This is a genomic window from Granulicella aggregans, from assembly GCF_025685565.1.
Taxonomy (GTDB): Bacteria; Acidobacteriota; Terriglobia; order Terriglobales; family Acidobacteriaceae; genus Edaphobacter; species Edaphobacter aggregans_B.
Genome location: NZ_JAGSYE010000002.1, coordinates 960,261 through 983,074, shown reverse-complemented (window position 1 = coordinate 983,074; position 22,814 = coordinate 960,261). Strand labels below are relative to the sequence as shown.

Annotated in this window: 17 protein-coding genes; 10 read left to right on the top strand and 7 right to left on the bottom strand. The window is 61.2% G+C overall.

Annotation, left to right across the window (positions count from 1 at the left end):
• Window positions 1-34 precede the first annotated feature (34 nt).
• The 5 genes from OHL18_RS13690 to OHL18_RS13670 are packed head-to-tail and all read left to right on the top strand — an operon-like array spanning window position 35 to window position 5,625.
• Window positions 35-1,876, top strand: coding sequence for a glycoside hydrolase family 127 protein (locus OHL18_RS13690; protein ID WP_263375404.1), 1,842 nt, complete (start codon window positions 35-37; stop codon window positions 1,874-1,876).
• A gap of 28 nt (window positions 1,877-1,904) precedes the next feature.
• Window positions 1,905-2,999, top strand: coding sequence for a substrate-binding domain-containing protein (locus OHL18_RS13685; RefSeq protein ID WP_263375403.1), 1,095 nt, complete (start codon window positions 1,905-1,907; stop codon window positions 2,997-2,999).
• Entirely contained in the window at window positions 2,881-4,242 is a 1,362-nt protein-coding gene (locus OHL18_RS13680; RefSeq protein ID WP_263375402.1) for a hypothetical protein, read from the top strand. Before OHL18_RS13685 ends, OHL18_RS13680 begins: the two co-directional genes overlap by 119 nt.
• The gene (locus tag OHL18_RS13675; RefSeq protein ID WP_263375401.1) at window positions 4,215-5,000 is read left to right on the top strand and encodes a sensor histidine kinase; all 786 of its coding nucleotides are present in this window, start codon (window positions 4,215-4,217) and stop codon (window positions 4,998-5,000) included. Before OHL18_RS13680 ends, OHL18_RS13675 begins: the two co-directional genes overlap by 28 nt.
• Window positions 4,993-5,625: a response regulator transcription factor gene (locus tag OHL18_RS13670; protein WP_263375400.1), complete on the top strand. Its 633-nt coding sequence runs from the start codon at window positions 4,993-4,995 to the stop codon at window positions 5,623-5,625. Before OHL18_RS13675 ends, OHL18_RS13670 begins: the two co-directional genes overlap by 8 nt.
• A 12-nt stretch (window positions 5,626-5,637) precedes the next feature.
• Here the strand turns inward: OHL18_RS13670 and OHL18_RS13665 are convergent, their stop codons facing one another.
• On the bottom strand, window positions 5,638-5,901 hold the full coding sequence (locus OHL18_RS13665; RefSeq protein ID WP_263375399.1) for a hypothetical protein: 264 nt from the start codon (window positions 5,899-5,901) through the stop codon (window positions 5,638-5,640).
• 169 nt (window positions 5,902-6,070) lie between these two features.
• Complete coding sequence (locus OHL18_RS13660; protein WP_263375398.1) at window positions 6,071-8,437, bottom strand: lytic transglycosylase domain-containing protein; 2,367 nt, start codon at window positions 8,435-8,437, stop codon at window positions 6,071-6,073.
• 220 nt (window positions 8,438-8,657) lie between these two features.
• Between OHL18_RS13660 and OHL18_RS13655 the strand changes: the two genes are divergently transcribed.
• Window positions 8,658-9,287, top strand: a complete 630-nt coding sequence (locus OHL18_RS13655; protein ID WP_263375397.1) for a sigma-70 family RNA polymerase sigma factor — start codon at window positions 8,658-8,660, stop codon at window positions 9,285-9,287.
• A complete protein-coding gene (locus tag OHL18_RS13650; RefSeq protein ID WP_184220258.1) occupies window positions 9,287-9,523 on the top strand; it encodes an anti-sigma factor family protein in 237 nt (78 codons plus the stop codon). The genes OHL18_RS13655 and OHL18_RS13650 overlap by 1 nt, the downstream gene beginning before the upstream one ends.
• Before the next feature lie 118 nt (window positions 9,524-9,641).
• On the opposite strand, the gene OHL18_RS13645 is transcribed toward OHL18_RS13650, so the two are convergent.
• On the bottom strand, window positions 9,642-10,169 hold the full coding sequence (locus OHL18_RS13645) for a hypothetical protein (RefSeq protein WP_263375396.1): 528 nt from the start codon (window positions 10,167-10,169) through the stop codon (window positions 9,642-9,644).
• Between the two features lie 138 nt (window positions 10,170-10,307).
• The gene (priA, locus tag OHL18_RS13640) at window positions 10,308-12,788 is read right to left on the bottom strand and encodes a replication restart helicase PriA (RefSeq protein ID WP_263375395.1); all 2,481 of its coding nucleotides are present in this window, start codon (window positions 12,786-12,788) and stop codon (window positions 10,308-10,310) included.
• A 138-nt stretch (window positions 12,789-12,926) separates the two neighbouring features.
• On the opposite strand from priA, the gene OHL18_RS13635 reads away from it, so the two are divergent.
• Window positions 12,927-14,444: a sensor domain-containing diguanylate cyclase gene (locus tag OHL18_RS13635; RefSeq protein WP_263375394.1), complete on the top strand. Its 1,518-nt coding sequence runs from the start codon at window positions 12,927-12,929 to the stop codon at window positions 14,442-14,444.
• Window positions 14,445-14,503: 59 nt separating this feature from the next.
• Here OHL18_RS13635 and OHL18_RS13630 read toward each other — a convergent pair whose 3' ends face one another.
• On the bottom strand, window positions 14,504-16,108 hold the full coding sequence (locus OHL18_RS13630; RefSeq protein WP_263375393.1) for a DUF5597 domain-containing protein: 1,605 nt from the start codon (window positions 16,106-16,108) through the stop codon (window positions 14,504-14,506).
• Between the two features lie 379 nt (window positions 16,109-16,487).
• On the opposite strand from OHL18_RS13630, the gene OHL18_RS13625 reads away from it, so the two are divergent.
• Complete coding sequence (locus OHL18_RS13625) at window positions 16,488-17,303, top strand: hypothetical protein (protein WP_263375392.1); 816 nt, start codon at window positions 16,488-16,490, stop codon at window positions 17,301-17,303.
• 18 nt (window positions 17,304-17,321) lie between these two features.
• On the opposite strand, the gene OHL18_RS13620 is transcribed toward OHL18_RS13625, so the two are convergent.
• Entirely contained in the window at window positions 17,322-18,332 is a 1,011-nt protein-coding gene (locus tag OHL18_RS13620) for a uracil-DNA glycosylase (RefSeq protein WP_263375391.1), read from the bottom strand.
• 396 nt (window positions 18,333-18,728) lie between these two features.
• Entirely contained in the window at window positions 18,729-20,357 is a 1,629-nt protein-coding gene (locus OHL18_RS13615; protein WP_263375390.1) for a S41 family peptidase, read from the bottom strand.
• 229 nt (window positions 20,358-20,586) lie between these two features.
• Here OHL18_RS13615 and OHL18_RS13610 point away from each other — a divergent pair, with 229 nt between their 5' ends.
• Entirely contained in the window at window positions 20,587-22,734 is a 2,148-nt protein-coding gene (locus OHL18_RS13610; protein ID WP_263375389.1) for a peptidylprolyl isomerase, read from the top strand.
• The last annotated feature ends 80 nt before the right edge of the window (window positions 22,735-22,814 follow it).

The following is a 22,814-nucleotide window of genomic DNA, read 5'->3' as shown; positions in this document are numbered from 1 at the left end:
GGTTAAAGTGAATATGCGAAGAGAGGAACAACGAATGTCCTGTAAGAGCCGGCGGAGTTTTCTAAAGAGAGGTGCAGCGCTTGCTGCTGGAAGTGCGGTGATGCACGGCGTGGCCTTTGGTGCCACGACAAATGCTGCGACATCGCTGAAGCCAACGCGACTGATGCAGTTCGACTATGCCGATGTGCAGTTGCTCGATGGCCCGATGCAGGAACAGTTCAAGCACAATCACGAGCTCTTCCTGAACCTCGATGAAGACAGCATGCTGAAGCCGTTTCGCCAGCTCACCGGCATGCCCGCTCCGGGCGAAGATATGGGCGGGTGGTACTCGCCGTCGAACAAGTTCGATCCGCCCAAGGACATGACCGGCTACATTCCGGGGCATAGCTTCGGGCAGTATCTGTCGGGGTTGTCGCGCGCCTATGCGGTGACCGGCGACAAGGCCACGCAGGCCAAGGTGCATCGGCTGGTGAAGGGCTATGCGGCGACTGTCAACACAAAGTTCTACGATGGCTACTGCCTGCCCGCTTATACCTTTGAGAAGACGAACTGCGGCTTGATCGATGCGCATGAGTTCGCTCATGATCCGGATGCGTTTGCGGTGTTGGATAAGTCTACCGACGCTGTACTGCCGTGGCTTCCACCGAAGGCGCTCGATCGCACCGAGATGGCCGCGCGCCCGCACCCCAACGTCGCTTATACATGGGACGAGAGCTATACGCTGCCGGAGAACTTTTATATCGGCTATCAGCGTGGCGCGGGCGATCGCTACCGTCTGTTAGCGCGGCGTTTTCTGCAGGACGACACATACTTTGGGCCGCTCTCGGAGAACCGCAACGTGCTTCCAGGGCAACATGCATATAGCCACGTGAATGCGTTGAACTCCGCGATGCAGTCCTACATCACCGATGGCAGCGAGATGCATCTTGCGGCGGCGAAGAATGGCTTTCAGTTTGTGCTGGAGCAGAGCTTCGCCACCGGTGGATGGGGGCCGGACGAGAGCTTCCGCAAGCCGGGCACGGATGAGTTGGCGCATACGCTGACCACGTCCCACAACAGCTTTGAGACGCCGTGCGGGGCCTATGGGCACTTCAAGATCGCTCGCAACCTGATGCGCGTTACCGGCAGCAGTACCTATGGCGACAGTATGGAGGCGGTGCTGCACAACACGATTCTCGGGGCGCGGCCGATTCGTCCGGATGGCGTGAGCTTCTACTATGCGGACTATAACAACGATGCGAAGAAGGTGGACTACGAACAGAAATGGCCGTGCTGTTCGGGAACATTTCCGCAGTTGACCGCGGACTACGGTATCAGCTCGTACCTGCGGAGCCCGAAAGGGGTGTACGTCAACCTATATGTGCCTTCGAAGGTTACATTCAGGCAGAATGGCGCCCTCGTCGCGATGACGCAGACGACAGAGTATCCACGACTGGATGACTCGACCCTGCACTTGAAGATGGATAAGTCCGCGAGATTCGTTGTGGCGCTTCGTGTGCCGTCATGGGCGGGCCCAAAGTCCGTTGTGCGGGTAAACGGCAAGACGACCGGGCAGACGCTTGAACCCGGCACCTGGGCTGAACTCGACCGGACGTGGAAGAACGATGACCGCATCGAGTTGACGTTTGACATGCCGCTGCGGCTGGCGCCCATCGACCCGCAGCATCCCGATATCGTGGCTCTGGTGCGCGGGCCGGTGGCGCTGTTTGCCATCGAACAGGGAGGCGCGAAGCTGACGAAGTCGCAGATGCTTGCGGCGCAGCGGGTCTCGGCCAACTCCGGTGACTGGGAGGTGCATACGGACGGTGGTAAGGTGTTGATGCGTCCGTATCCGGCGATCACGACGGAGGCGTACCGGCTTTATCAGTCGACGTAAATTGGTCAGGACCAGAACGAAGAGGAGGATGTCATCAGCGTCAGCATTTCGCCTTTCGCTGATGTCATGCCTCATGCTTGCGGGCGCGTTGCAGGGATGCAAGCGCGCGCCGAAGCAGATCGCGCTGATCCCGATCACCATCGGAGTTCCGCTGTGGGATGCGGCCCATGCGGGTGCGGTCACCGGAGCGGCGAGTTGCGGCCTGGAGATTCACTATAACGGTCCCGCGCGCGAAGACGACCTGCAAGGGCAACTCGCGTTGTTCGACCACTCGCGTCAAGGCGAATATGCGGGAATTATTCTCGCGCCGATTCAGGCGCAGGCGCTGCGTAATCCCGTGCAGCGTGCGGCTTCGGCGGGGCTGCCAATCGTCGTGATTGGTGAGGACCTGGGCATTCGCCGATCGAACGTTGCATACCTGCTGAACGACGAGCGAGCAGGTGGTCAGATGGCCGCCGACGAGATCGGAGCCCTGCTTCATGGCAAGGGGGCGGTCGCCATCATGGGCCTTGATCTGAACCGTGTCAGCAGTCTTGAACGAGATCAGGGCTTTGAGGCGGAGCTCTCGAAGAACTTTCCGGCAATTCATGTGGTGGGCCGTCGCAGTGGGTCGGTCAATCTGGCGCAGGAGCAGCAGATTGGGCAGGAGTTGCTCTCGCTCCCGCATAAAGTCGATGCGCTGGTGGCTCTGAGCGCGGCTTCCACGCGTGGGGCGTACTTTGCGAAGTTGAATCAGGCTGTGCAGCGAACCCTGCACATCGTCGGCTTCGATCAGGACCTCATCACCTCTATCAGTACGGGAGAGATCGATGGTGTTGTCGCGATGCAGACTCACGACCTCGGAAGGATGGCTGCGGAGGCGATCTGCGCTGGAGTTCGTGGTGAACCGATGCGTGGAGGGACCGTGGTGCGTCCGCTCCTTGTGACCGCGGCGAACATTGAGAGCCAGGAGGTGGCGGGCAACTGCTCGAGCGTGCCTGGTGGAACGACCAGTAGGAGTGAGCGTGAAGCGAAGTCTGCAGATCGCAGTGCCGGTTCTCTTGCTGACGGCGATGGCTGTGGCATGGCTGGGATATCGCAGCCTCATGCGGCCGCGTATCGAGGGTTTCAACAACCCGGCTGACGCGTGGACTCCCTATGGAGGTGCGTGGCAGTTGAGCGACGGCGTGATGCGCAACAACTCCGACGAGCGCGGGGCGAAGCTGCTGGGCGGATCGAAGTACTGGAAGGACTACAGCGTCGAGGCCGATATTGCTCTGTTGGGAAGTTACGGCGATACCGGATTGATCGTCAGGGCGCGTGATCCTGAGCAGGGTGTGGACTCGTACTCAGGGTTCTTCGCCGGGCTGCGCACGTTGGATAATACGCTGCTGCTTGGCCGTTCGGACTTCGGATGGGAGGAGTACAAGGCGACTCCGATCCCCGGCAACATCGAGGTTCGCCGCTTCTATCACTTGAAGGTCGTTGTGGTGGGGTGTTCGATCGGCGTAATGGTAAACCTGCCGGATGAAGGGGCGGTGCGCGAAGGCGTCGAGCTGACGAAGTGTAATCGCGCGGGACAGGTTGGGATCAAGTCCTACCAGACACCGGCGATGTGGAAGAACTTTCGCGTGCAGCCGGCGACGATCGCCGACCTAAGAGCGCTGATGGACGGCGTTGCGCTGGGCTCGCACAATGCGGGTACGCTGCATGGAGCGGCGAAGGGCGTCAACGACATTGGACCGATTCAGCAGGAGGCACTGAATCACAGGCTGGAAGGTTCGACCGTGCCGATCGCGGAGCTGCGGCTACTTTCGCCGACGACCGCTTCGCAGGCCTCCATCCGCGGGGTGGTGCGTCTGCTCTTGCCGATGGTTTACGTGGAGGATGCGACGGGCGGCATTGCGGTGGAGTCGCATGATGCTCCAGCGCTGGCCATTGGAGACGAGGTGCAGATTACCGGCTCCATCTCGCGGTCGGCGGGGATGCCGGTCATGCGGCAGGGGCACGTCAAGATCCTGTGGTCGAACAATCCTGCTTCGCCGCCTATGATTGCCGCGGACGAGGCGGCTACGGGGGATGAGGATGGACGCCTGGTGGTGCTTCAGGGCACGCTGATGAGAACGCTTGAAGCGTCGGGGCGGCAGGGTGTGCTTGAACTGGAGGCCAGGGGCGAAGTCTTTCGAGTGATCGTGGACGCGAACAACTACGAACGTGAGCTGTCGAAGCTGAGACCCGGCAGCGAGTTACAACTGACCGGCGTCATTCGGTCCGACCCTGGGTTTGCGGGAGACAGCGCCTTCGCGCTCCTGCTTTCGCCCTCTCAGGGCGCTTTGCGGGTTACACATGAAGCTCCGTGGTGGACTCGCGGCACATTGTGTATGTGACTGTTCTCGTGCTGGTGCTCGCCGTTGGGGGCGTGATGATCTACAACGAAATCAAGCATCGTTATCTGCTGCATGTTCTCGAAGAGCGCGAGCTGTTGGCGCATGACCTGCACGATACGGTCTCGCAGAGCTTCGCCGGGATCGGGTTCCAGCTGCGGGCGGTCGAAGATACGCTCGGAGCGGGACGATCGCCTGATAAGGAACTGGTACGGGCGCAGAGCATGGTGCGCGAGAGCCATGAAGAGTTGCGTCGCAGCATCACTACGCTGCGGTCGGAGGTGGCGAGTTTGAGCAATCTTGCCGCCGCACTGAAGGCTTGCGCGGAGCGGCTGGTGGAGGGCGGAAGTTTGTCCATCGAGTGCGTCTCGGAGGGCGAGCCAAGGCGGCTGCCGTTGCGCGTCGCGGACTGTTTCTTTCGGATCGGGCAGGAGTCGATCTCGAATGCCGTGCTTCATGCGGAGGCTTCATCGCTCTCGATTCGGCTGCGCTATGAGGCGCGGCATCTGACGTTGTTGATCGTCGATAATGGGCGGGGCCTAAGCGAGAAGAAGGAATCGACCGGCAACGGTCTCTTCGGGATGAGCAAGCGAGCGGAGATGATTGGTGGCCATCTGGAGATAACCAGCGATGGCCACGGCACAAGCGTTCGGCTGGAGACAGAGCTTATGCGGCTGCCGCATCTGCTCAACGGTTCCGGCGTGCATGGGCTGTGGCTGTACCTGAAGGAGTCGATGAGGATGGGAGTCCGCCATGGCTGATGCTGCGAAGATCCGGCTGCTGATCGTCGACGACCACCCGGTCGTGCGCGAGGGGCTGCGCAGCATGATCTCGAACTTTGCGCAGATTCAATTGGTGATGGTGTGTGCTTCCGGCGAAGAAGCGCTTCGTGTTGCCTGCCGTCAGCCGGTCGACGTCATGTTGATCGATCTACGGATGTCGCCGATGGGCGGGGTGGAGGTGCTGAAGAGGCTGAAGCAGAAGGCGCCAGCGTGCAGAGGCCTGATCCTGTCAACCTACGAGCTGGATGAGGAGATCTTTCAAGCGTTCGAGGCTGGTGCTCGCGGCTATCTGAGCAAGGATGCGCTGCCGGACCACATCTCGAAGAGCATTGAACTGGCGCACGCGGGGAAACTGATCTTTTCGAGCCAGATGATGGAGCGGATCGAGCAGCGGCGGCAGCGGAAGAACCTGACGGCACGGGAGTTGAGCGTGCTGGAGATGGTCGCGAAGGGGCTGACCAACAAGGAGATTGCCGGAGCCTCGGGGGTAAGCCAGTTCACGGTGCGGAACCAGTTGAGCAGCATCTCGAGCAAGCTGGATGTCTGCGACCGCACCGAGGCGGCGCGGGTCGCGATCGAGCAGGGAATCATACGAATCGACTGAGATTCGTCCGGCTCAGCTTGGCAGGCGGTAACGGAGGTTGCCGTCGCGCAGAAAGTACTGCGCGGAGCAGTCATCCGCACCGCAGATCATCGATTCCAGGCCGTGATACTGGGTTCGGGTAATCAGGCCAAGCGAACCGCAATCCGGGCAGGAGAGAACTGCCCAATAGGGGTTCTGCGCCTCGCCAAGGGTTCCTGCATTCTCCAGAACGAAGACCGTTCCGGGGTCCATCTGATCGGGAATCCACTCTTCGATGAAGCTGAGATCTGCCACCATGTGCGCCCTCTTCCGCTCAAACTTTGCAAGGTTGAATGCCTGTTCGCCGACAACGGGATGCGAGTGATGGAGCTAAGAGATGGGACCTCCGGGCGCGGAGTGCACTACTTCTGGTGCAGATCATATCGCAGATTCAGGCGGGCGAATGTTACACAATTGTGGGAATCATTCAGCGAATGGGGTAGAGGGCGCGGTACATCTCGCGGTTGCGGAGAATGGCCTGCACGTACTCACGGGTCTCGGTGTAGGGGATGGACTCGACGAACTCGGGAACGTCCTTGTAGTCGTTGCTGGAGAGCCAGAGCCTGACGGGAGTGTCGCCGGCGTTGTAGGCGGCGAGAGCGTACTCGGCCTGGCCGCCGAAGCGGTCGAGCACCTGCTTCAGGTTGGTCGTGCCGAGCAGAAGGTTGGTGGCCGGGTTTAGAAGATCGTTGGTGCTGAAGCGCTTGATGCCGTTCTTCTTTGCAGCAGCCTTCCCGACCGAGGGCAGCAACTGCATGAGGCCGTAGGCGTTAGCTCGGCTGACGGCACCGGCGTTGAACTCTGATTCCTGGCGGATCAGCGAGGCGACGAGGTAAGGATCGACGCCGTTGCGCTGTGAGTCGGTGACGAGATCGGCCCAGTACGGCTTGGGGAAGAGAAGCTGCCAGTAGATCACCGGGACTTGGTCGATGGGCAAGGCGAAGTAGGGCAGGCCGCTGTGCTTCATGGACTGCAGGGCGCGGGTGACCTCGCCGAACGAGGTGTAGATCTCTGCCTGGGCGAGCGCTCCCCATTCGGGCGAGTCGGGGCTGGCTGCGATCTCCGGCCCGATGAACTCATTCAGCGAAGCGTTGGCGAGCAGCCGCGCCTTGATGAGGTGAATGTCGTCCTCGGGAAGCTCGGGGCTAAGGTCGGGCACGTCGGTGGGGTGGACCGAGGCGAGCACCGGTGAGGGTTCGACTTTGTCCTTATTGCCGATGACCGCGAGCCGTTGCCGGGCGAGGATCGCGTAGTAGTAGTTGGTGTAGGTGGCGTTGAGCGCGCGATAGTAGTTGGCCGCCTGGCCGAAGTTGTGCTCTTCGTCTTCGTAGATTCGGCCACGCCAGTAGAGCGCGCTGGGGATCTCGATGCCGCCGCCGTACTGCTGAATCTGCTCATCCATGAGGCGGGCAGCCTCGGAGTAGTTCCGGATGCGGTAGTTCATCCATGCGGCGCGCCAGTGCGCGGAGGGAGCATAGGTGCTGCGCGGGAAGAGCGTGACTAAGGTTGTGTAGTGGAAGATCGCCTGTTGGGAGTTGTGCTTGAGCAGGTACATGTTGCCGCCAGAGTAGAGCGCTTCTTCAAGCCAGCGGCTGGCGGGGAAGCGCTTCACCATGTCGTTGATGATGGCGTCGTGACCGGTGGCGTCGTTCTCATTGCGCGAGATCTCGGCGAGCATGTAGAGCTTGAGGGCGGCCGTGTCGTCGCCGGTGTCGGGTAGATGTTCGACGTCTCGGCGGGAGAGATGTTTGAGCTTCAGGTCGCAGACGGCCTCGTAGATCTTGAGGGCGTTGAGGTCGGCGGTGCTGAGGCTGGAGGAGTTCTTGGCGATCTCGTGATACTCGTCGCCCGCCTCGGTATATCGCTTGGCGTTGAAGAGCTGGTCGGCATGAGACTTGCGCTCGCCCGCTGTTAGAGGTTGTCCCATCGACTGGAGCTGGCTGCGCGATTGCTGAGCCTCCGAGCTGAGCGGGAGCTGGCTGTAGAGCTTGCGGTAGATGTCGGAGGCGACGGCGGCGTTGCCGGAGAGCTGGTAAGCACGGGCGAGGACGTAGCGGAAGTCTGCCTTCGTCCCGACGGGCGTCTGGGCGAGCGGTTGCAGCGTTCGAAGAGCGCCCTGCGGATCGCCGCTTTGCAGATAGGCGTTGGCGAGCAGAATAGGTGCGGTGGCAACGAAGATGCTGTCGGGATGGCGGTCGGCGAAGTGGTCGAGCAGAGTGTATGCGTCGGCGGGGCGGTTGGCCTGGAGTGATGCCTGAGCGCCGAGGTAGTCGGCGTAGTCGTCGAGTGCCTTGCCTGCGGCGTCGGCGCGCCGGAACATCGCAGCAGCGTCGGTGGCGCGGTGGTCCTGCGCGTAGGCGTGGCCGAGAGCGAGGTAGGCTGCGGCTGCGCCCTCGCCTGGGTGGGCGGCGGCGTAGTTCTGCACCCCAGCGTAGGCGGCTGCGGAACGCGTGGCGGCGAGCTGCTGCGCCATGGGACGAAGATTGGCCGAGGCGACGAAGGCGCTCGAGAGACGGATGCTTTGTGGGGTAGGCTTCGAGGCGTACTTGCGCTTCTTTGCCGCTGCGGCCTTAGTCGACTTTGATGCCGGTTTCTTCTTGCTCGAACTCGCGGTCGCACCAGCCTTTTTCTTTGACTTGGTAGCTGTTTTGGTGCTTCCCGCGCTGGTCTGGGAGAACAGAGACATCGGCGCGAAGGCGGAGAAGGCGGTAGCTATAGCCAGGGTGAAGGCAAGGGCGCGGCGTGTGACCGGACTCTGCTTTGGCCGGAGGTTCAAAGACTTTACTGTTTCCATCGAGCCCACCTTATAACTGTAAGCTCTGCGCGGCGGAGTTACCGTGGCGGGCCTGTAAACGAACCTTGCCGGGTACGGTTTTGGGAGTTGACAGTGTCTTGACTTGTTCGGGCACACTGCCCCGAACATTGCCCATGCCGCCTGCTGCATTTACACTCGTCTTTGCGGAGTGCGTCCCGCCCAGCTCCAACAGTCGTACGCACCGAGCATGAACGCCCCTATGGCAACGACTCCCATACCAGTTACGGAAGAAGTAGAGATTCACCCCGATGTGGCGCTGGTTGAGCGCGCCAAGGCTGGCGATGTCTCCGCGTTTGAGACGCTGGTGAAGCAGTACGACCGGCAGATCTTCCGCGTGGCGCAGCACATCACCCAGAACCGCGAAGATGCTGAAGACATTACCCAGGACGCTTTCCTGAAGGCCTACCAGAAGCTTGACCAGTTTCAGGGGAACTCGAAGTTCTCCACCTGGCTGGTGCGGATCGCGGTCAACGAGAGCCTGATGCGGTTGCGCAAACGAAAGACGAGCAAGACCGTCTCTATGGACGAGGATGTCCATACGGAAGAGGGCTCGATCCCGCGCGACTTTGCCGATTGGAGCCCGAATCCGGAGCAGCTGTACAACCAGGGCGAACTTGGCGATATACTCCGCAAGACAATTAATGGCCTGCCGCCAGGATTTAGAACCGTTTTTACTCTGCGCGACATCGAAAACCTGTCGACGGAAGAGACGGCCGAGGCGCTTGGATTGAGCGTACCGGCAGTCAAATCGAGACTGCTTCGGGCCAGACTGCAACTGCGGGAGCGGTTGAGCCGCTACTTCCGGCAGAAGAAAGAGAGTACAGCGTAGTGACTTGCACAGACTTTCTCAGCAAGATGACCGACTACTTCGACGGGCAGGTACAGCCCGAGTTCATTGAAGAGGTACGCGCTCACCTATGCGAGTGCAGCCACTGCGAGGTCGTCGTGAACACGACCCGCCAGACCATCGAGATCTACAAAGACCACGAGATCTACGAACTCTCTACCGAGACGCGCGACCGGATGCACAAGGCGATCATGGCTAAGTGCGCAGAGTGCAGGTAATCGACCGATAGGTGGAGTGAACTCCAACCGCAGGGTTGATGGAAGACGACTGGGAGTGACCTACTCTAAGGAAGTCAAGTAGCACTCCCCAGCGCCCCCTCGTAGGGGGCGTCACTTTTTAACGTGTGGATTCAGGCAGGGTGTAGGGAAAGGTGAAACGGCCCAGCTGGATGACCGACATCCCCGAGGGCGGGGCGATGTGGAAGCTCTCTACACGGTGGATCTCCGGGTTACGGGTGGCGGTGACCTCGACGGCGGGGTTGCCGGTGGCGGCGTCGGAGAGGGTGACGAAGAGTTCGGTGTCGCTGCGGGTCCAGCCGATGAGGTAGTTACCGGGGGCGAGCGTCTTATCGGCGATCTTCATGGGCACCTGGGTGAGCAGGAAGTAGGAGTACTTCCCGTTCGCCGAGTATCCGGCTGTGATGAGGAGGACGCCGGCGACTATGTGACCTTTGCTGTCGGCGATGCCGGAGGCGGTGCGGAACTCGGTCTCAATGCGCTCGGCGATGACGGGGGCGCGGGCCGGAATGACGGTCTTCAGTTCGGTCTCGGTGGCCTGGTGCCAGGTGGCGGCTTGGGCGGCGGAGGCTAGCAGGAGAACGGCGGTCGTTGCGAAGTGGCGGAGCAGGCTCATCTTGAGGTTCATAGTAGCGGAGTTCCGCTGGCTGGTGGACGGTTTACTTTCCCACCCATCGCGATGAGACCGCGATGGATGGGGCACCCGGGCGTCGATGTCAGAGAGAAGCAGATCCTCCGCTTCGCGGAAGGATGACAAAGGTAGAAGTTACATGAGGTGGACGGCGTCTACGTCGACGACGAGGTTGCGGCGGGGGATCTCATGGGCGTCGGCGAAGGCGAGCATGGCACGCAATGTTTGGCTAAGTGCATTACGTTGTTCGGCTTTCAGTACAAAATGAAAGCGATAGATGCGTTTTATTCGGGAGATAGGAGCAGCCGCGGGACCGAGGATGCGAATCTTGTCGAGGCGGGTGCGCTCGAACCATTTGCCAAGAGTCGCGGACCAGGCTGTGGCCTCTTCGAGCTTGGGGCTTTGGATGATGATGTTGGCGAGGACGGCGAAGGGCGGGTAGTGCATCCAGCGGCGATACTGTAGCTCCTTGGCGACGAAGCCGGGGTAGTCGTGGGCGGCGGCGAACTGGATGGCGTAATGGTCGGGGTGGTAGGTCTGGACCAGGACCTTGCCGGGGAGATCGCCGCGACCAGCGCGGCCGGAGACCTGGGTGAGGAGCTGGAAGGTGCGCTCGGCGGCGCGGAAGTCGGGCAGGCCGAGGGCGAAGTCGGCTCCAACGACGCCGACCAGGGTGACGCCGTGGATGTCGTGGCCTTTGGCGATCATCTGGGTGCCGACGAGGAGGTTGATCTCGCCGGCGTGGAGGCGGGCTAGGAGGCGCTCCATGTCCATTCTGCCGCGGACGGTGTCGCGGTCCATGCGTCCGATGCGGGCGTTGGGGAAGAGTTCCTGTAGGCGTTCTTCGCCCTGCTGAGAGCCCGCGCCCAGGTAGTAGAGGTGTTCGCTCTGGCAGGTGGGGCAGGTCTTTGGGACGTTCCGGCGAAATCCACAGTAGTGACATTGCAGGCGTTCGCCGGGTTGGGCAATGCTCGTGTCGTCATTTAACTGTTTATGGAAAGTCATTGATATTGCACAGTTTTCACACTGTATCTTATCGCCACAGGAGCGGCACATGACGACGAAGGAGTAGCCACGCCGGTTGAGGAGGATGATGGCCTGTTCGCCACGATCGAGGGTGGCCTGGGTCTCGAGCAGGAGTTGGCGGGAGAAGAGGTTTTCCTGGCCGGTCTGTTGGAATTCGGTGCGCATGTCGACGAGTTCGACCGCCGGCATAGGGCGGTTGGCGACTCGCTGGCGCATCTCGATGAGGCCGTAACGGCCTTTCTCAGCATTCGACCAAGACTCGAGGGATGGAGTTGCAGATCCAAGAATAATAGGGACTTCGAGGAACTTGGCGCGCATCACGGCGACGTCGCGACCGTGGTATCGAGGGGTCTCCTCCTGCTTGTAGCTGCTGTCGTGTTCTTCGTCGACGATGATCAAACCGAGGTTCTGGATGGGGGCGAAGACGGCGGAGCGTGTGCCGACGACGATGCGGGCCTCGCCGCGACGGATGCGGTGCCACTGCTCGGCTCGCTCGTCGGGGGTGAGTTGGGAGTGGAGGAGTGCGACTGAGTCGCCAAAGGCGGCGTACATCTGGCCGGACATGGCCGGGGTGAGGCCGATCTCCGGAACCAGGAGAAGCGAGGCCCGACCAGCGTCGAGGACGCGCTGCATGGCGGCGAAGTAGACGGCGGTCTTTCCGGAGCCGGTGATTCCGTAGAGTAGATGTGGCTTAAATTCCTTTTTATTGATAGAGATAGCAATAGAACTTAATGCTTCAAGTTGAGATTCGTTGAGCGGGTGCTCGTGGGTGTGCTTTTTTCCCACAGGGTGTGTGGAAGACCGGTAGAAGTCTTCGGGAACCTCTTCGATGGTGACGAGGTTGCGTTTGACCAGGGTGCCGAGGGTGGAGTCAGGGACACCGAGCGAGCGGATGTCGGCGACCTTCATCCGGCCACCGACGGCGGCTAGTTCGGCGAGCAGGGTGGTCTGGTTGGCGTTGAGCTTGGGGAGGCGTGTTTCCGGAACCAGAACGGTGATTCGCTCCAGGCGGCGGGCGTCGCGCTCCTCGGCGACGGCCTCGCGGATGAGCCACTTCTTCTTGACCATGCCGTCGAGGAGCGCCTTGTTGGCCTGGGTGGCGGATCGCAGGGCCGAGGCCTTGGCTGTCGCCCCGTCTTCCAGGTAATTGAGGACGGCGTACTCGCGGTTCTGGTCTTCGGGCGAGAGCTTCGACCGGCGGGAAGAACCTTTTTCGGCTCCTTGGTAGAGGACCTTGCGGCCGGGTTCGGCGATGCGGTAGACGAAGTGGCGCTTGACCTCGGCGGCGAGGGGGAGCATGCCGCGGAGGACTTCGCCCAACGGAGCGACGTAATATTGCGCGATCCAGGCGGCGAGGCGCATGAGCTCGTCGTTGAGGATGGCGGTGGAGTCGAGGACCTGCTGGACGGGCTTGGTTTCCACGCCTTCGGGGAGTCGGTCGTCGTGGAGACGGATGACCACGCCCATGAGCCGCTGTCCGCTGAAGGGGACGAGGACGCGCGCGCCGACCACCGGGACGACACCGTCAATTGCGTAGGTGAAGTTCTGGTCGAGCGGGACGGGCAGGGCTACATCGCAGAAAACAGGCACCCCTTAAGGGTACAGGGAACCGAGGACAGGGAGCAGGAAAGACGAAGAGCTGAAGGGCGGATTTCAAGAGAGCCAAGGCGGCGAACCGGGTAATGCGACGCGGGAGGCAGCCGATGTGGACTAGTGGAGGCTTGACCCATGGGCTCGTCGGCCACAACCCGATCGCCCATGTATGGCATCGTCCTGCGAGCTATCGAGTATTTCGATCGGAAGAAGTGGCTGCAGGCTTTAGCGACGACCTGCGTCAGCGCAGTCAGCTTCACCGTCTTGATGAAGCTGAGCCTGGTGCTTCTGTTCGGCAATGGGATCGCTGTCTGCTGGCCGATGGTGGGACTGGTCACGGCGGTGATGCTGAAGCTGCCGAGGCGGCGGTGGCTGTGGGTGATGCTGGGGATCGTCTTCGGACATATCTATATTGAGCAGGCTTATTTGCTCGACGAGATGGTGGTCGATACGGTCTCTGACGTTGCTGAAGTGATGATTACGGCGTACGCGCTGCCGCCGTTTGCCAACCTTTCAGAGTGGATGGGGCAGCGCAACCTGCTGTTGCGCTTCATTGCGTTTCCGGTGTTGCTTGGGCCAGTCTTTACGTCGATTCCGGTTGGCGTTGTCTTCTCTCGAGAGCTGCATGTGAGTTTCTGGACGGAGGCGAAGAACTGGTTCTCCGCGGACGCTTTGGGCATCGTGCTGTGGCTGCCGCTGGCGCTGGTGGTGTTGAGTCCGGAGACCTATGCGCTCTTCCGTTGGCCGGCTTTGCCGAAGACCCTGGGTGTGGCCGGGCTGGCTGTGGGTGTAGGTGCTATGGTCTTCGGGAGTCGGCCTCTGCCGGTGTCGTTTGTGGTGCTGCCGGCACTGCTGCTGGTGGCGGTGCGGCTTGGGTTCAGCGCGTCGGTGCTGGCGGTGAACCTGCTGGCAATCCTGGGAGCGATTGCGACGCTGCATGGACGAGGGCCGTTCGCGTTTATAGATGGGGAGTATCGGATCATCGTCTTACAGGTGTACCTCGCGATGTGCATGCTGAGCTGTTTTCCGGTGAGCATCATGATGATGGAGCGCGACACATTCGAGCGGGAGCTGCGCGAGGCCTGCGACAGCATGGAGCAACTGGCGACCAAGGATGGGCTTACGGGAGTGGCAAATCGGCGGCGATTTGACCGGACCCTGTCGGTGGAGTGGAGCCGGGCCGCGCGGGACAAGCGGGAGCTTGGCCTGTTGATGATCGACGTGGACTGCTTCAAGATGTTCAACGACTGCTATGGCCATCCTGCGGGAGACCGGTGTCTGCAGAGCATTGCGGCGGCGCTCGCTGGCGAGGCGCACCGGGCGACCGATCTGGCGGGACGGTACGGGGGCGAGGAGTTCTTTGTCCTGATGCCGGGGACGGACCTTGCGGGGGCGTTATTGGTAGGGGAGCGAATACGGAGGGCTGTGGAGATGATGGGGCTGCAACATGAGCGCAACCCGCATCGGGTGGTGACGGTCTCGGTTGGCTGCCACAGCATGGTGCCGCAGCGGGTTGGAGTCTCCGAGACTCTGGTGGATGGGGCCGACAAGGCGCTTTACCTGGCGAAGGCGGGTGGCCGAAACCGGGTGGAAGCTTACGAAGGCCTGGCGGACGGACGGGTGTCTCGGGCGGTGTTGGCGGCAGGGAGCTAATGCGAGTGGAGCCAGGTTCTTTGTCAAACCGTCAATCGCGTGGGTCGCTTAGGATCAGATTAGTAGGCCTGCAGCTTTACCTTGACCCACTTTCCTTCGGCGGGGAAGGAGATGCCGAAGAAGACTTCGTCGCCGTTGAGCAGGCGGGAGGTCTGCCATTTGCCGTCGACGAAGTTACCTTCTTCGGCGGAGAGGAACTGGGCTTTGCGGAGTTCGGAGCCGCGGCGGGGCATGAACCGGACGAGGGAGTCAAAGCCGCAGAGGAGGAATTCGTCGGATTCTGGTGAGGCCAGCTCGGCGATCATGGCTCGGCCGGTTTTGTTCTTTGTGCCGCTGCCGAAGAGGCCGCCGTAGCCGGGCTTGGGTGTGCCAAAGGTGACTACGGAGTCGAACTTCTGCCATTGCTGGCGGAGGTCGGTGATCTGGTCTTCCTCGACGGCTACCTGTATGGCGTTCTTTTGCTGGAGGTCGGAGATCTGGGCGACGGCGGGGGCGAGCAGCTTGAAGTTCTGGGCGAGGCCGGCGAAGAGGTCTTCCTGCTTGATGGGGTAGTCGGGCGGAACCTGGGCGTCGAGGCCGAAGGGAGCGAAGGAGAGCGAGTGATACTCGCCGATGGCGTAGAACATGTAGCGCGCGCCGAGGCCGCCGAGGATGGTTTCGGGGACGAAGAGCGGGTTGTCGGGGCGACCGTACTTGTGCAGGATGTCGCGGTAGCCGGCGTAGTCGAGGACGTAGTTGTCAGGGGCGATAGCGTCGATCGACGGGGTGTTGGCCTTCCAGAGGTCGAGGACGTTGGAGGTCGCGCCTCCGCTGGGGTAGGCGTCGCCGGGGCGCTCGAAGGACTTGCGCTCGCGGAGCCAGACGTTGACGTACATGGGCAGGGGGTACTCGGCTTTGCCGGCCTTGGCGACGGTGTTGATGTAGGTGGAAATATAGTAGGCGGCGAAGGCTTCGTTTGCCTCTTCGGGGCCGAAGGCTTCGAGCCACGTGCCGGACTTTTTGTTGAGGGCTTTGGTTAGATCTGTTGGCGCTTTTTCAGCAAATAGCCGGTTGGCTTCGGGGGAGTAGTCGCGGTCGCTTTCAAGGGAGCCGGGTTCGTTTTCGACCTGCATCATGATGACGGTGTGCTGTTCGGAGTCGACCTCTTTGAGGTGGCGCATGAGGGCGGCGAAGGCGGTGGCGTCGGCGGTGCGGGTGGTGGTGGAGATGGGTGAGAGGACGCGGATCTGGTCGCCGGCGCGGTCGCGCATGCGGGGGAATTTGGCGGTGTCCTGCTTCACCCACTGCGGGGCGTAGTCCATCTCGCCGTTCTTCCAGGTGGCGAACCAGAGGAGGACGAGGCGGAGGTTATTCTTGCGCGCGCCGTCGAGGATGCGGTCGACGGAGGTGAAGTCGAAGTGGCCGGGCTGGGGCTCGATGACCTCCCAGTAGACGGGGATCTCGGCGGTGTTGGCGTGGAGCTGCTTGTAGAGCGGCCAGGCGTGGTCGAGCTGCTCGGGCCACGCGGAGGAGTTGCGGACCTGCGCGCCGAGGATTAGGTAGGGGTGGCCGTCGACCATCATGCGGTAGGAGCCGGTAGACGTTTTCTCGACGCGCGGAAGCTCGGAGGCAGAGGCGGAGAGGAGGGTGGTGGAGGCTAACAGGAGGAGCGGAAGGATTCGCATAAGTGAGTGCGAGGAGGATACGGGATTTGGGGGATGAGTGGGAAGGGGTGAGCCACCCGGCGAAAGCGCGCTTGTCTGTTAGACGGACTGCGGCGGTTGGGCTGACTGTGTAATGGTTTTGTGGCGATTTCTTTGATCCGATGAGAGTATTACGATTATGGCTTCCATTAGGGTGATGGCAATTACGGTCAGAAATCACTTCCAATATCATTGGATATCGCGGGCGGAAACCTTCTGGAATTCAAACATCTGGTTTGCGTGGTCTCTAGTTCTCGTTTTCCTCGCACTGGCATTGTGGGCTTTTTTTTGCCCGAGGTCGCCTGGCGTATCAATTGGTCTTCTCGCGCTCGCTGCAGGCGTAATGAGCGTACGACCTAGCATGCCCTTCCCCGAGAAATCGGCGTGGGTGTTGCTTCTTATCTGTTTTGCCACCTTAGAGATCTACGCTATCAAGCGCAGTGATAAGGAAAACAAAGATATCAGGGACGCTCAAAACGCTACGTTCAACGACATAGTTGAGAAGCTAAAGATATCTACCAAAGAGAGCAAGGATCAGTACAATTCAACGATCACTCATGTTGATGGTGTCTTAGAAACAACAAGACAAGTGTCGAATCTAACAAAGGACGCTCTCGAAAGCGTCACCAGTGGAGATGTTTACGCCTACCTTGACTTTGAGTTAGCCGACGACCCTACTCTCGTGGAGTTTGTTGCGGTGAGGCGAGGAAAATATCCTGTTCGTAACCTAGAGATCCGGTTTTCTGATGCTTCAAAGTACAAGCAACTGATGTCTCCGTTACCCAAAAGTTCGGATTACATAGATCAAGAGCAATGGGGAAAGGCTATGGATGCATCAATGCAGCGCGCCACAGCGGGGTCAACAAACACGTTTCACGTTCCGGATTTTGCAAGACCGCGAAAGGGGCTTGGCTTCTTCTATCCTCTCCCTGGTGGTGATTCGTGGGAGGCCAATATGACTATCTCGGCCTTCAACTATACCGGTTGGATTGAACGGGTAGAGTTCAAGAAAGTGCAGGGAAAATGGGCGCGAGCTCTTGTAGTTGAAGATGATAAAGGCATCGAGCGAGTCATCCAAATCGACCGTAACTATCCGAAGAAAAATGGAATTTTGGACGTTAGTTGGCCACATCCAGAGAGAGGTCTAGCAGTTTGGGATCGGCTGCGTTCTCGCTGAATTCGCGCTCGGCCAAGTCTACACAGACTTCGTGGGTGGCTTCAGTCCTAGTTCGGCCATGACGCGCTGGAGGTCTTTCCAGGCTTCGCCTTTTTGGGTGGGGTCGCGGAGGAGGAAGGCGGGATGGTAGGTGACGGCTACCTTTGCGCCTCGGCAGGAGTGCCAGGTGCCGCGGAGGGAGCCTAGGGACTGTTTGACTCCGAGGAGGTAGGTCGCGGCGGTGCCGCCTAACGCGACGATGACTTCGGGGCGGATGACGTCGATCTGTTCGAGCAGGAAGGGGCTGCAGGTGTTGGCTTCGACGGGCTCGGGGGTGCGGTTGGCCGGGGGGCGGCATTTGACGATGTTGGCGATGTAGACCTGCTCGCGTTTGAGGCCCATGGCGGCGATCATGTTGTTGAGAAGCTGGCCGGCCTTGCCGACGAAGGGGATGCCGGAGGCGTCCTCGTCGGCGCCGGGGCCTTCGCCGACGAACATGAGGCGGGCGTTGGGGTCGCCGTCGCCGAAGACGATGGTGCGGCGGCCGGCGTAGGCGAGCGGGCAGCGGGTGCAGTCGCCGATGACGTCGCGGATGGCCTGGAGGGCGGCGGGGCGCTGGTCGGGGGCGATGCGGTCCTGCGGGAGGGGCATCAGCTCGTCAAGGGATTTTGGCTTGGGGATGGGGACCTCCAGGAAGCTGGGCTTCGGTGGGGCTGGGGCTTCGGCGGGTTTGAGGTTCAGGGGTGTGGGTGCGGCTTTCGGTGGGGCGAAGGGGGATGCTTCGGTGGCTGGGATCCCACCCATGCGATGAGACTGCATGGATGGGGCACCCGGCTTTGCGGCTGGGGAAACCGGCATTGGCGGGGCGGGTGAGGTCCTCGCGGATGGACTCTGGGCGGGTAGGGACTTCGGTGGTGGTGGTGCGAATTCGGCCAGGAGGGTGGCCAGGTCGGCTGCGGGGAGGGGATCGGACTGGCGGTAGAGGTCGTGGATGCCCAGGTCGCGGAGGTATTCGACGTATGCGCGAAGCTGGTCGGTTGCGGGGGCCATGGGTCGATTGTACGAGGTTGCGCGGTGGGTTTTGTGGCTGAAAGGGCTGGGCGGTATGGGTTGGTGAACGGTGTGCCGGGTCCTTCGCTACGCTCCGGATGACGGCAGGAACAAACAAAGGCAAGAACGGACAAAAGCAACGGCAAGAGCAGATCCTCCGCTTCGCGAAGGATGACAAGGCAAAAACACGAGCAAGGACAAAAGCGAAGGCCAATGCGGGGGGCTTTCCACTGCGCCACGCGATGAGACTGCATGGCTCCGGTCGAGATGACGTTTCTATGTGAGGGGAGGCTACTCTCTCTTTGATCCGGAGCAGACAAAATGGGGCAACGCCATTGGAGCATAAACAAAGCCCGCCTATTGGCGGGCTCTATCTACGGAACGGTATGCTGCAGGTTAGTGGTTCAGGCTTGCTACCTTGGTGCCTGTCTTCGTGCGGTCGGCGAGGGTCTGGGCTTCGGGCAGGAAGGTGATCGCCTTCGCTACCTCGGGGTCCCAGGCGGCGGTGACTTTGAGGCCTTCGGTTTGGCCGAACTGGCTTTTGAAGAGTTCGCTCTTGATGCTGGCCTTCAGCCAGTCGTTTACGCCGGCGATGTCAGCGTCGGTGTATTCAACGTCCTGTGACTTGAGGAAGTCTTTGAACTGCTGCATGACCGCGTCGTCGACGACGAAGTCCCGGGCGATCGTGTGGTTGGCGAGGTAGTGCTTGCTGAAGTCAAAGAAGGCGTAGTGCTGGTAGAGGGTGTTCTGGAAGTGGTTGGCCTTGGTGGGCTCGATCTTTTCGTCGGGGGTGATGCCACCGCCACCGTAGACGGTGCGGCCGGAGTCGGTGAGTTTGACCTCTAAGTTCGACTTGTCCTTGGGCGTGTTGCCCTGATCGCGGACGTAGTAGTAGTCGTAGAGAGAGACATTGTCGTAGTTGCGCTGGATGAGGCGGCCGGACGGGGTGTAGTAGTGGTAGGTCGTCAGGGCGAGACCAGTGTTCTCGGAGATCTGGAAGACGGTCTGGACGAGGCCCTTGCCGAAGGTGGTTTCGCCGGCGATGAGGGCGCGGTCGTGATCCTGTAATGCGCCGGAGACAATCTCCGCCGCTGAAGCCGTTCCGCGGTTTACCAGGACGACGATGGGGTACTTCGTGCCCTGTTCGCCGTGGGATGCGCGGTAGACCTGGTCGGGGAACGCGCGACCGCGTTGCGAGACGACGATCTGCCCTTTCGACAGGAACTTATCTGACATATTGACGGCTTCGATCATCAGACCGCCGGGGTTGCCGCGGAGGTCGAGGATCAGGCCCTTCATATCGTTGTCTTTGTTCAGGGTATCGATGGCGTCGCCGACTTCGCGGCTGGTCGTCTCGATGAAGCTGGTCACGCGGATGTAGCCGATGCCGGGGCGGACGTTGAAGGCGAGATCTACCGACGGACGGGTGATGTCGTCGCGGACGAGATCGAAGGTGAGGAGCTTGGCAGCACCTTCGCGCTCCATGCCCACGGCGACGTGGGTGCCCTTGGGTCCTTTGAGCTGGGAGGCGACGGCGGCGGAGTCCATACCGGTGGTGGGCTTGCCGTCGATGGTGCGGATGACGTCGCCGGGGCGGATGCCGGCTTTATAGGAGGGTGTGCCTTCGAAGGGAGCGAGGACGACGATCTTGATGCCGTTGTTCGTCTTGTCGGGTTGCGGCTGGATGGACATGCCGACGCCGTAGTACTTGCCGTGCTGGTCTTCGCGCATCTGAGCGAAGGCCTTGGGATCGAAGAAGTTGGAGTGGGGATCGAGGGTGTGGAGCATGCCCGGGATCGCGCCGTCGTAGATCGCCTTGTCGATCTTGTCGGTGTCGAGTTTTTCGGCGTAGTTTTGCTCGACCTTGGCGTAGACGTCGGTGAACGAGTGCAGAGAGTCGCGGAGGGTGGACTCGTCGGATGCCGATTGGGCGGCGACTTTACGGCTGATGGCGGAGCCGAGAACGGCGCAGGTCGCGAGAAATAGCGTGACGGAGAAGAGGGCGCGGCGGGTGCGTGGGGCCATGCTTGGTGTACCTCGAAAAAAGGCGGCGCGTGGCCGGGAACAGGTTAAAAGCGCAGACCTTGCGTTGGACGAAGTATACACCTGGGGGTGAGCCGGGAGGCTTGTGGACGGGGAAAGGAGAGCGGCTTGGTGCTCCGCACGAATGTCCCGCCGATCGCGAAAGACAAGGCGCGATGGCCGGGGCACCCGGTTTTTCGCTGGGCGTGAGGGAGGAGATTCGCGTGTTGGGGTGGCGGCATTTAGAATGGGAGGCACCGATGACAGGCGCGAGAGAGACTGCGTCCAATCGGTGCGCGCTGCCGGTCTTATAGAGATACAGGCGGGCGCAGAGGCAGTGGCGGAGTTTCAAGTTCCGGCCGGGAAGAGTTTGCGGGTAAAGATGATTCTTAGCGATGTGCAGGTGACGGTATTGGGCGGAGTGAGCAGCGGACGGCGTAGCGGTCTGGCATGGGGCGGGATCGCGGTGCTGGCAGCACAGATGGCCTTCGCGCCGGGCGGAGTGGCGCAGACACCTCACTATCAGAGCCCGGTTTCACAGGGGCAGGTGAACGCGCCGGTGCCCCAAATATCGCTGCCGCTTCCGGCGCCGATTACACCCAACGGAACGGTGGTCGAGGACGTGATCGTCCAGGTGAACGATCAGATCATCAACCGCAGCGATCTTGAGCGCGCGGAGCAGCAGTTAGAGCAGGATGCTCAGACGGCCCATGCCACTCCTGAGGAGATTGCGGACCGGCAGAAGACCCTGCTGCGCGACCTGATCGACCAGCAGTTGTTGCTGTCGCGGGGGAAGGAGCTTGGTATCAACGCCGATGCCGAAGTGATTCGCCGGCTGGACGACATCCGCAAGCAGAACAAGCTGGACTCGATGGAGGACCTGGAGAAGGCGGCACGTCAGCAGGGTGTCAGCTTCGAGGACTTCAAGGCGAACATCAAGAACAGCATCATCTCGCAGCAGGTGGTGCGCGATGAAGTGGGGCGCAGACTGCAACTGACGCAGGCGGCGGAAGAGGCTTACTACGAGAAGCACAAGGCGGAGTTTTCGCAGCCGGAGCAGGTGCGGCTAAGCGAGATCCTGGTGCCGACACCGGAGAACGCAACGCAGGAGCAGATCGACCAGGCGAAGGCCAAGGCGGACGGAATTGCCAAGCAGATCAAGGCCGGCGATTCCTTTGAGAGCATCGCGAAGCTGGTTTCGGGCGGGCAGACGGCGGCGCAGGGCGGCGATCTCGGTTTGTTCAAGCGCGGGGCTCTGGCGAAGGTGCTGGAGGACCAGACGTTCTCCTTGCAGGCCGGGCAGAACACGGATCCGATCCGGACGCGGCAGGGGTTTGTGATCCTGAAGGTGACGGCGCACCAGGCTGAGGGCACGCCTCCTCTGAAGGACGTGGAGCAGCAGGTTCAGGAGGCGATGTACTCCGAGCAGATGCAGCCAGCGCTGCGTGCCTACCTGACGAAGCTGCGCGAGAACGCGTTCATCGACATCAAGAGCGGCTTTGTCGATGCGGGTGCAAGCACCAGGCAGACTAAGCCGGTCTTCAGTGCCTATGCGGCGCCGGTCTCGAAGAAGCAGAAGAAGGCGAGCAAGAAACGGTTCGATCGTGGCGGCGGAGCGACGAATGTCGCGGCCAATGCGCCGGCAGCGGTCGCGAAGCCTGCGGTGATCAAGCTCGACAAGCATGGCAAGCCGAAGAAGGTGAAGCGCGAGAAGATCCGGTATGGTCAGTCTCCGGAACAGGCTCTCCCAGCAGGACCGGTGACCAAGGGAAATGGAGCCCTGGTGGATACGGGAATCGGGCGGGCGGACAACTCCGGACCGGGGGGCAGCTCGACGTTGCCCGCGCCGGGAACAGCGATTGCACCCGTGGCTCCGCTTGAGGGTGCGAGCACTTCGACGCTGAGCGATTCCGACGCCGATCCGTTGGCTCCGAAGCTGGGACCGGAGAAGAAGACGCGCTTCAGCGCGAAGGCCCCTGAGGTGAAGCTGCGCAAGGAGAAGGTGAAGACGACCAAGGCGAAGGAGAAGGCGATTGCGACTCCGGTGGCCATGACGACCGACGAGAAGGCGACGAAGCAGACGCAGGCGGCTCCGCTGGGGTTGAACGGCGACACGGCGACCAAGAAGAAGCAGAAGCGCAAGAAGGGCGAGGCGAAGGAGCGTTTGACGCCGAAGCCGAAGGACCCGAACGCGCCGAAGCCAGATGAGAACGGGGTGTATCCGACGCCATATCATCCGGCGACCGCGACTCCGGCTACGAAGGCTCCGGCTACGGATCAACTACCGCCGGTAACGGCGCCCGCTCCGGGGGGCGCTCCAACGGGCCAGCCTCCGGTGACGCCTTCGAACCCGAATCCAACGCCTCCACCCACTATGTAGGTCGTTAGAGTGGAATTACAGAACGCGAGAGCTCAGGCTCTCGCGTTCTGTTTTGGCTGGGTTTTCAGGTTGAATGGAAA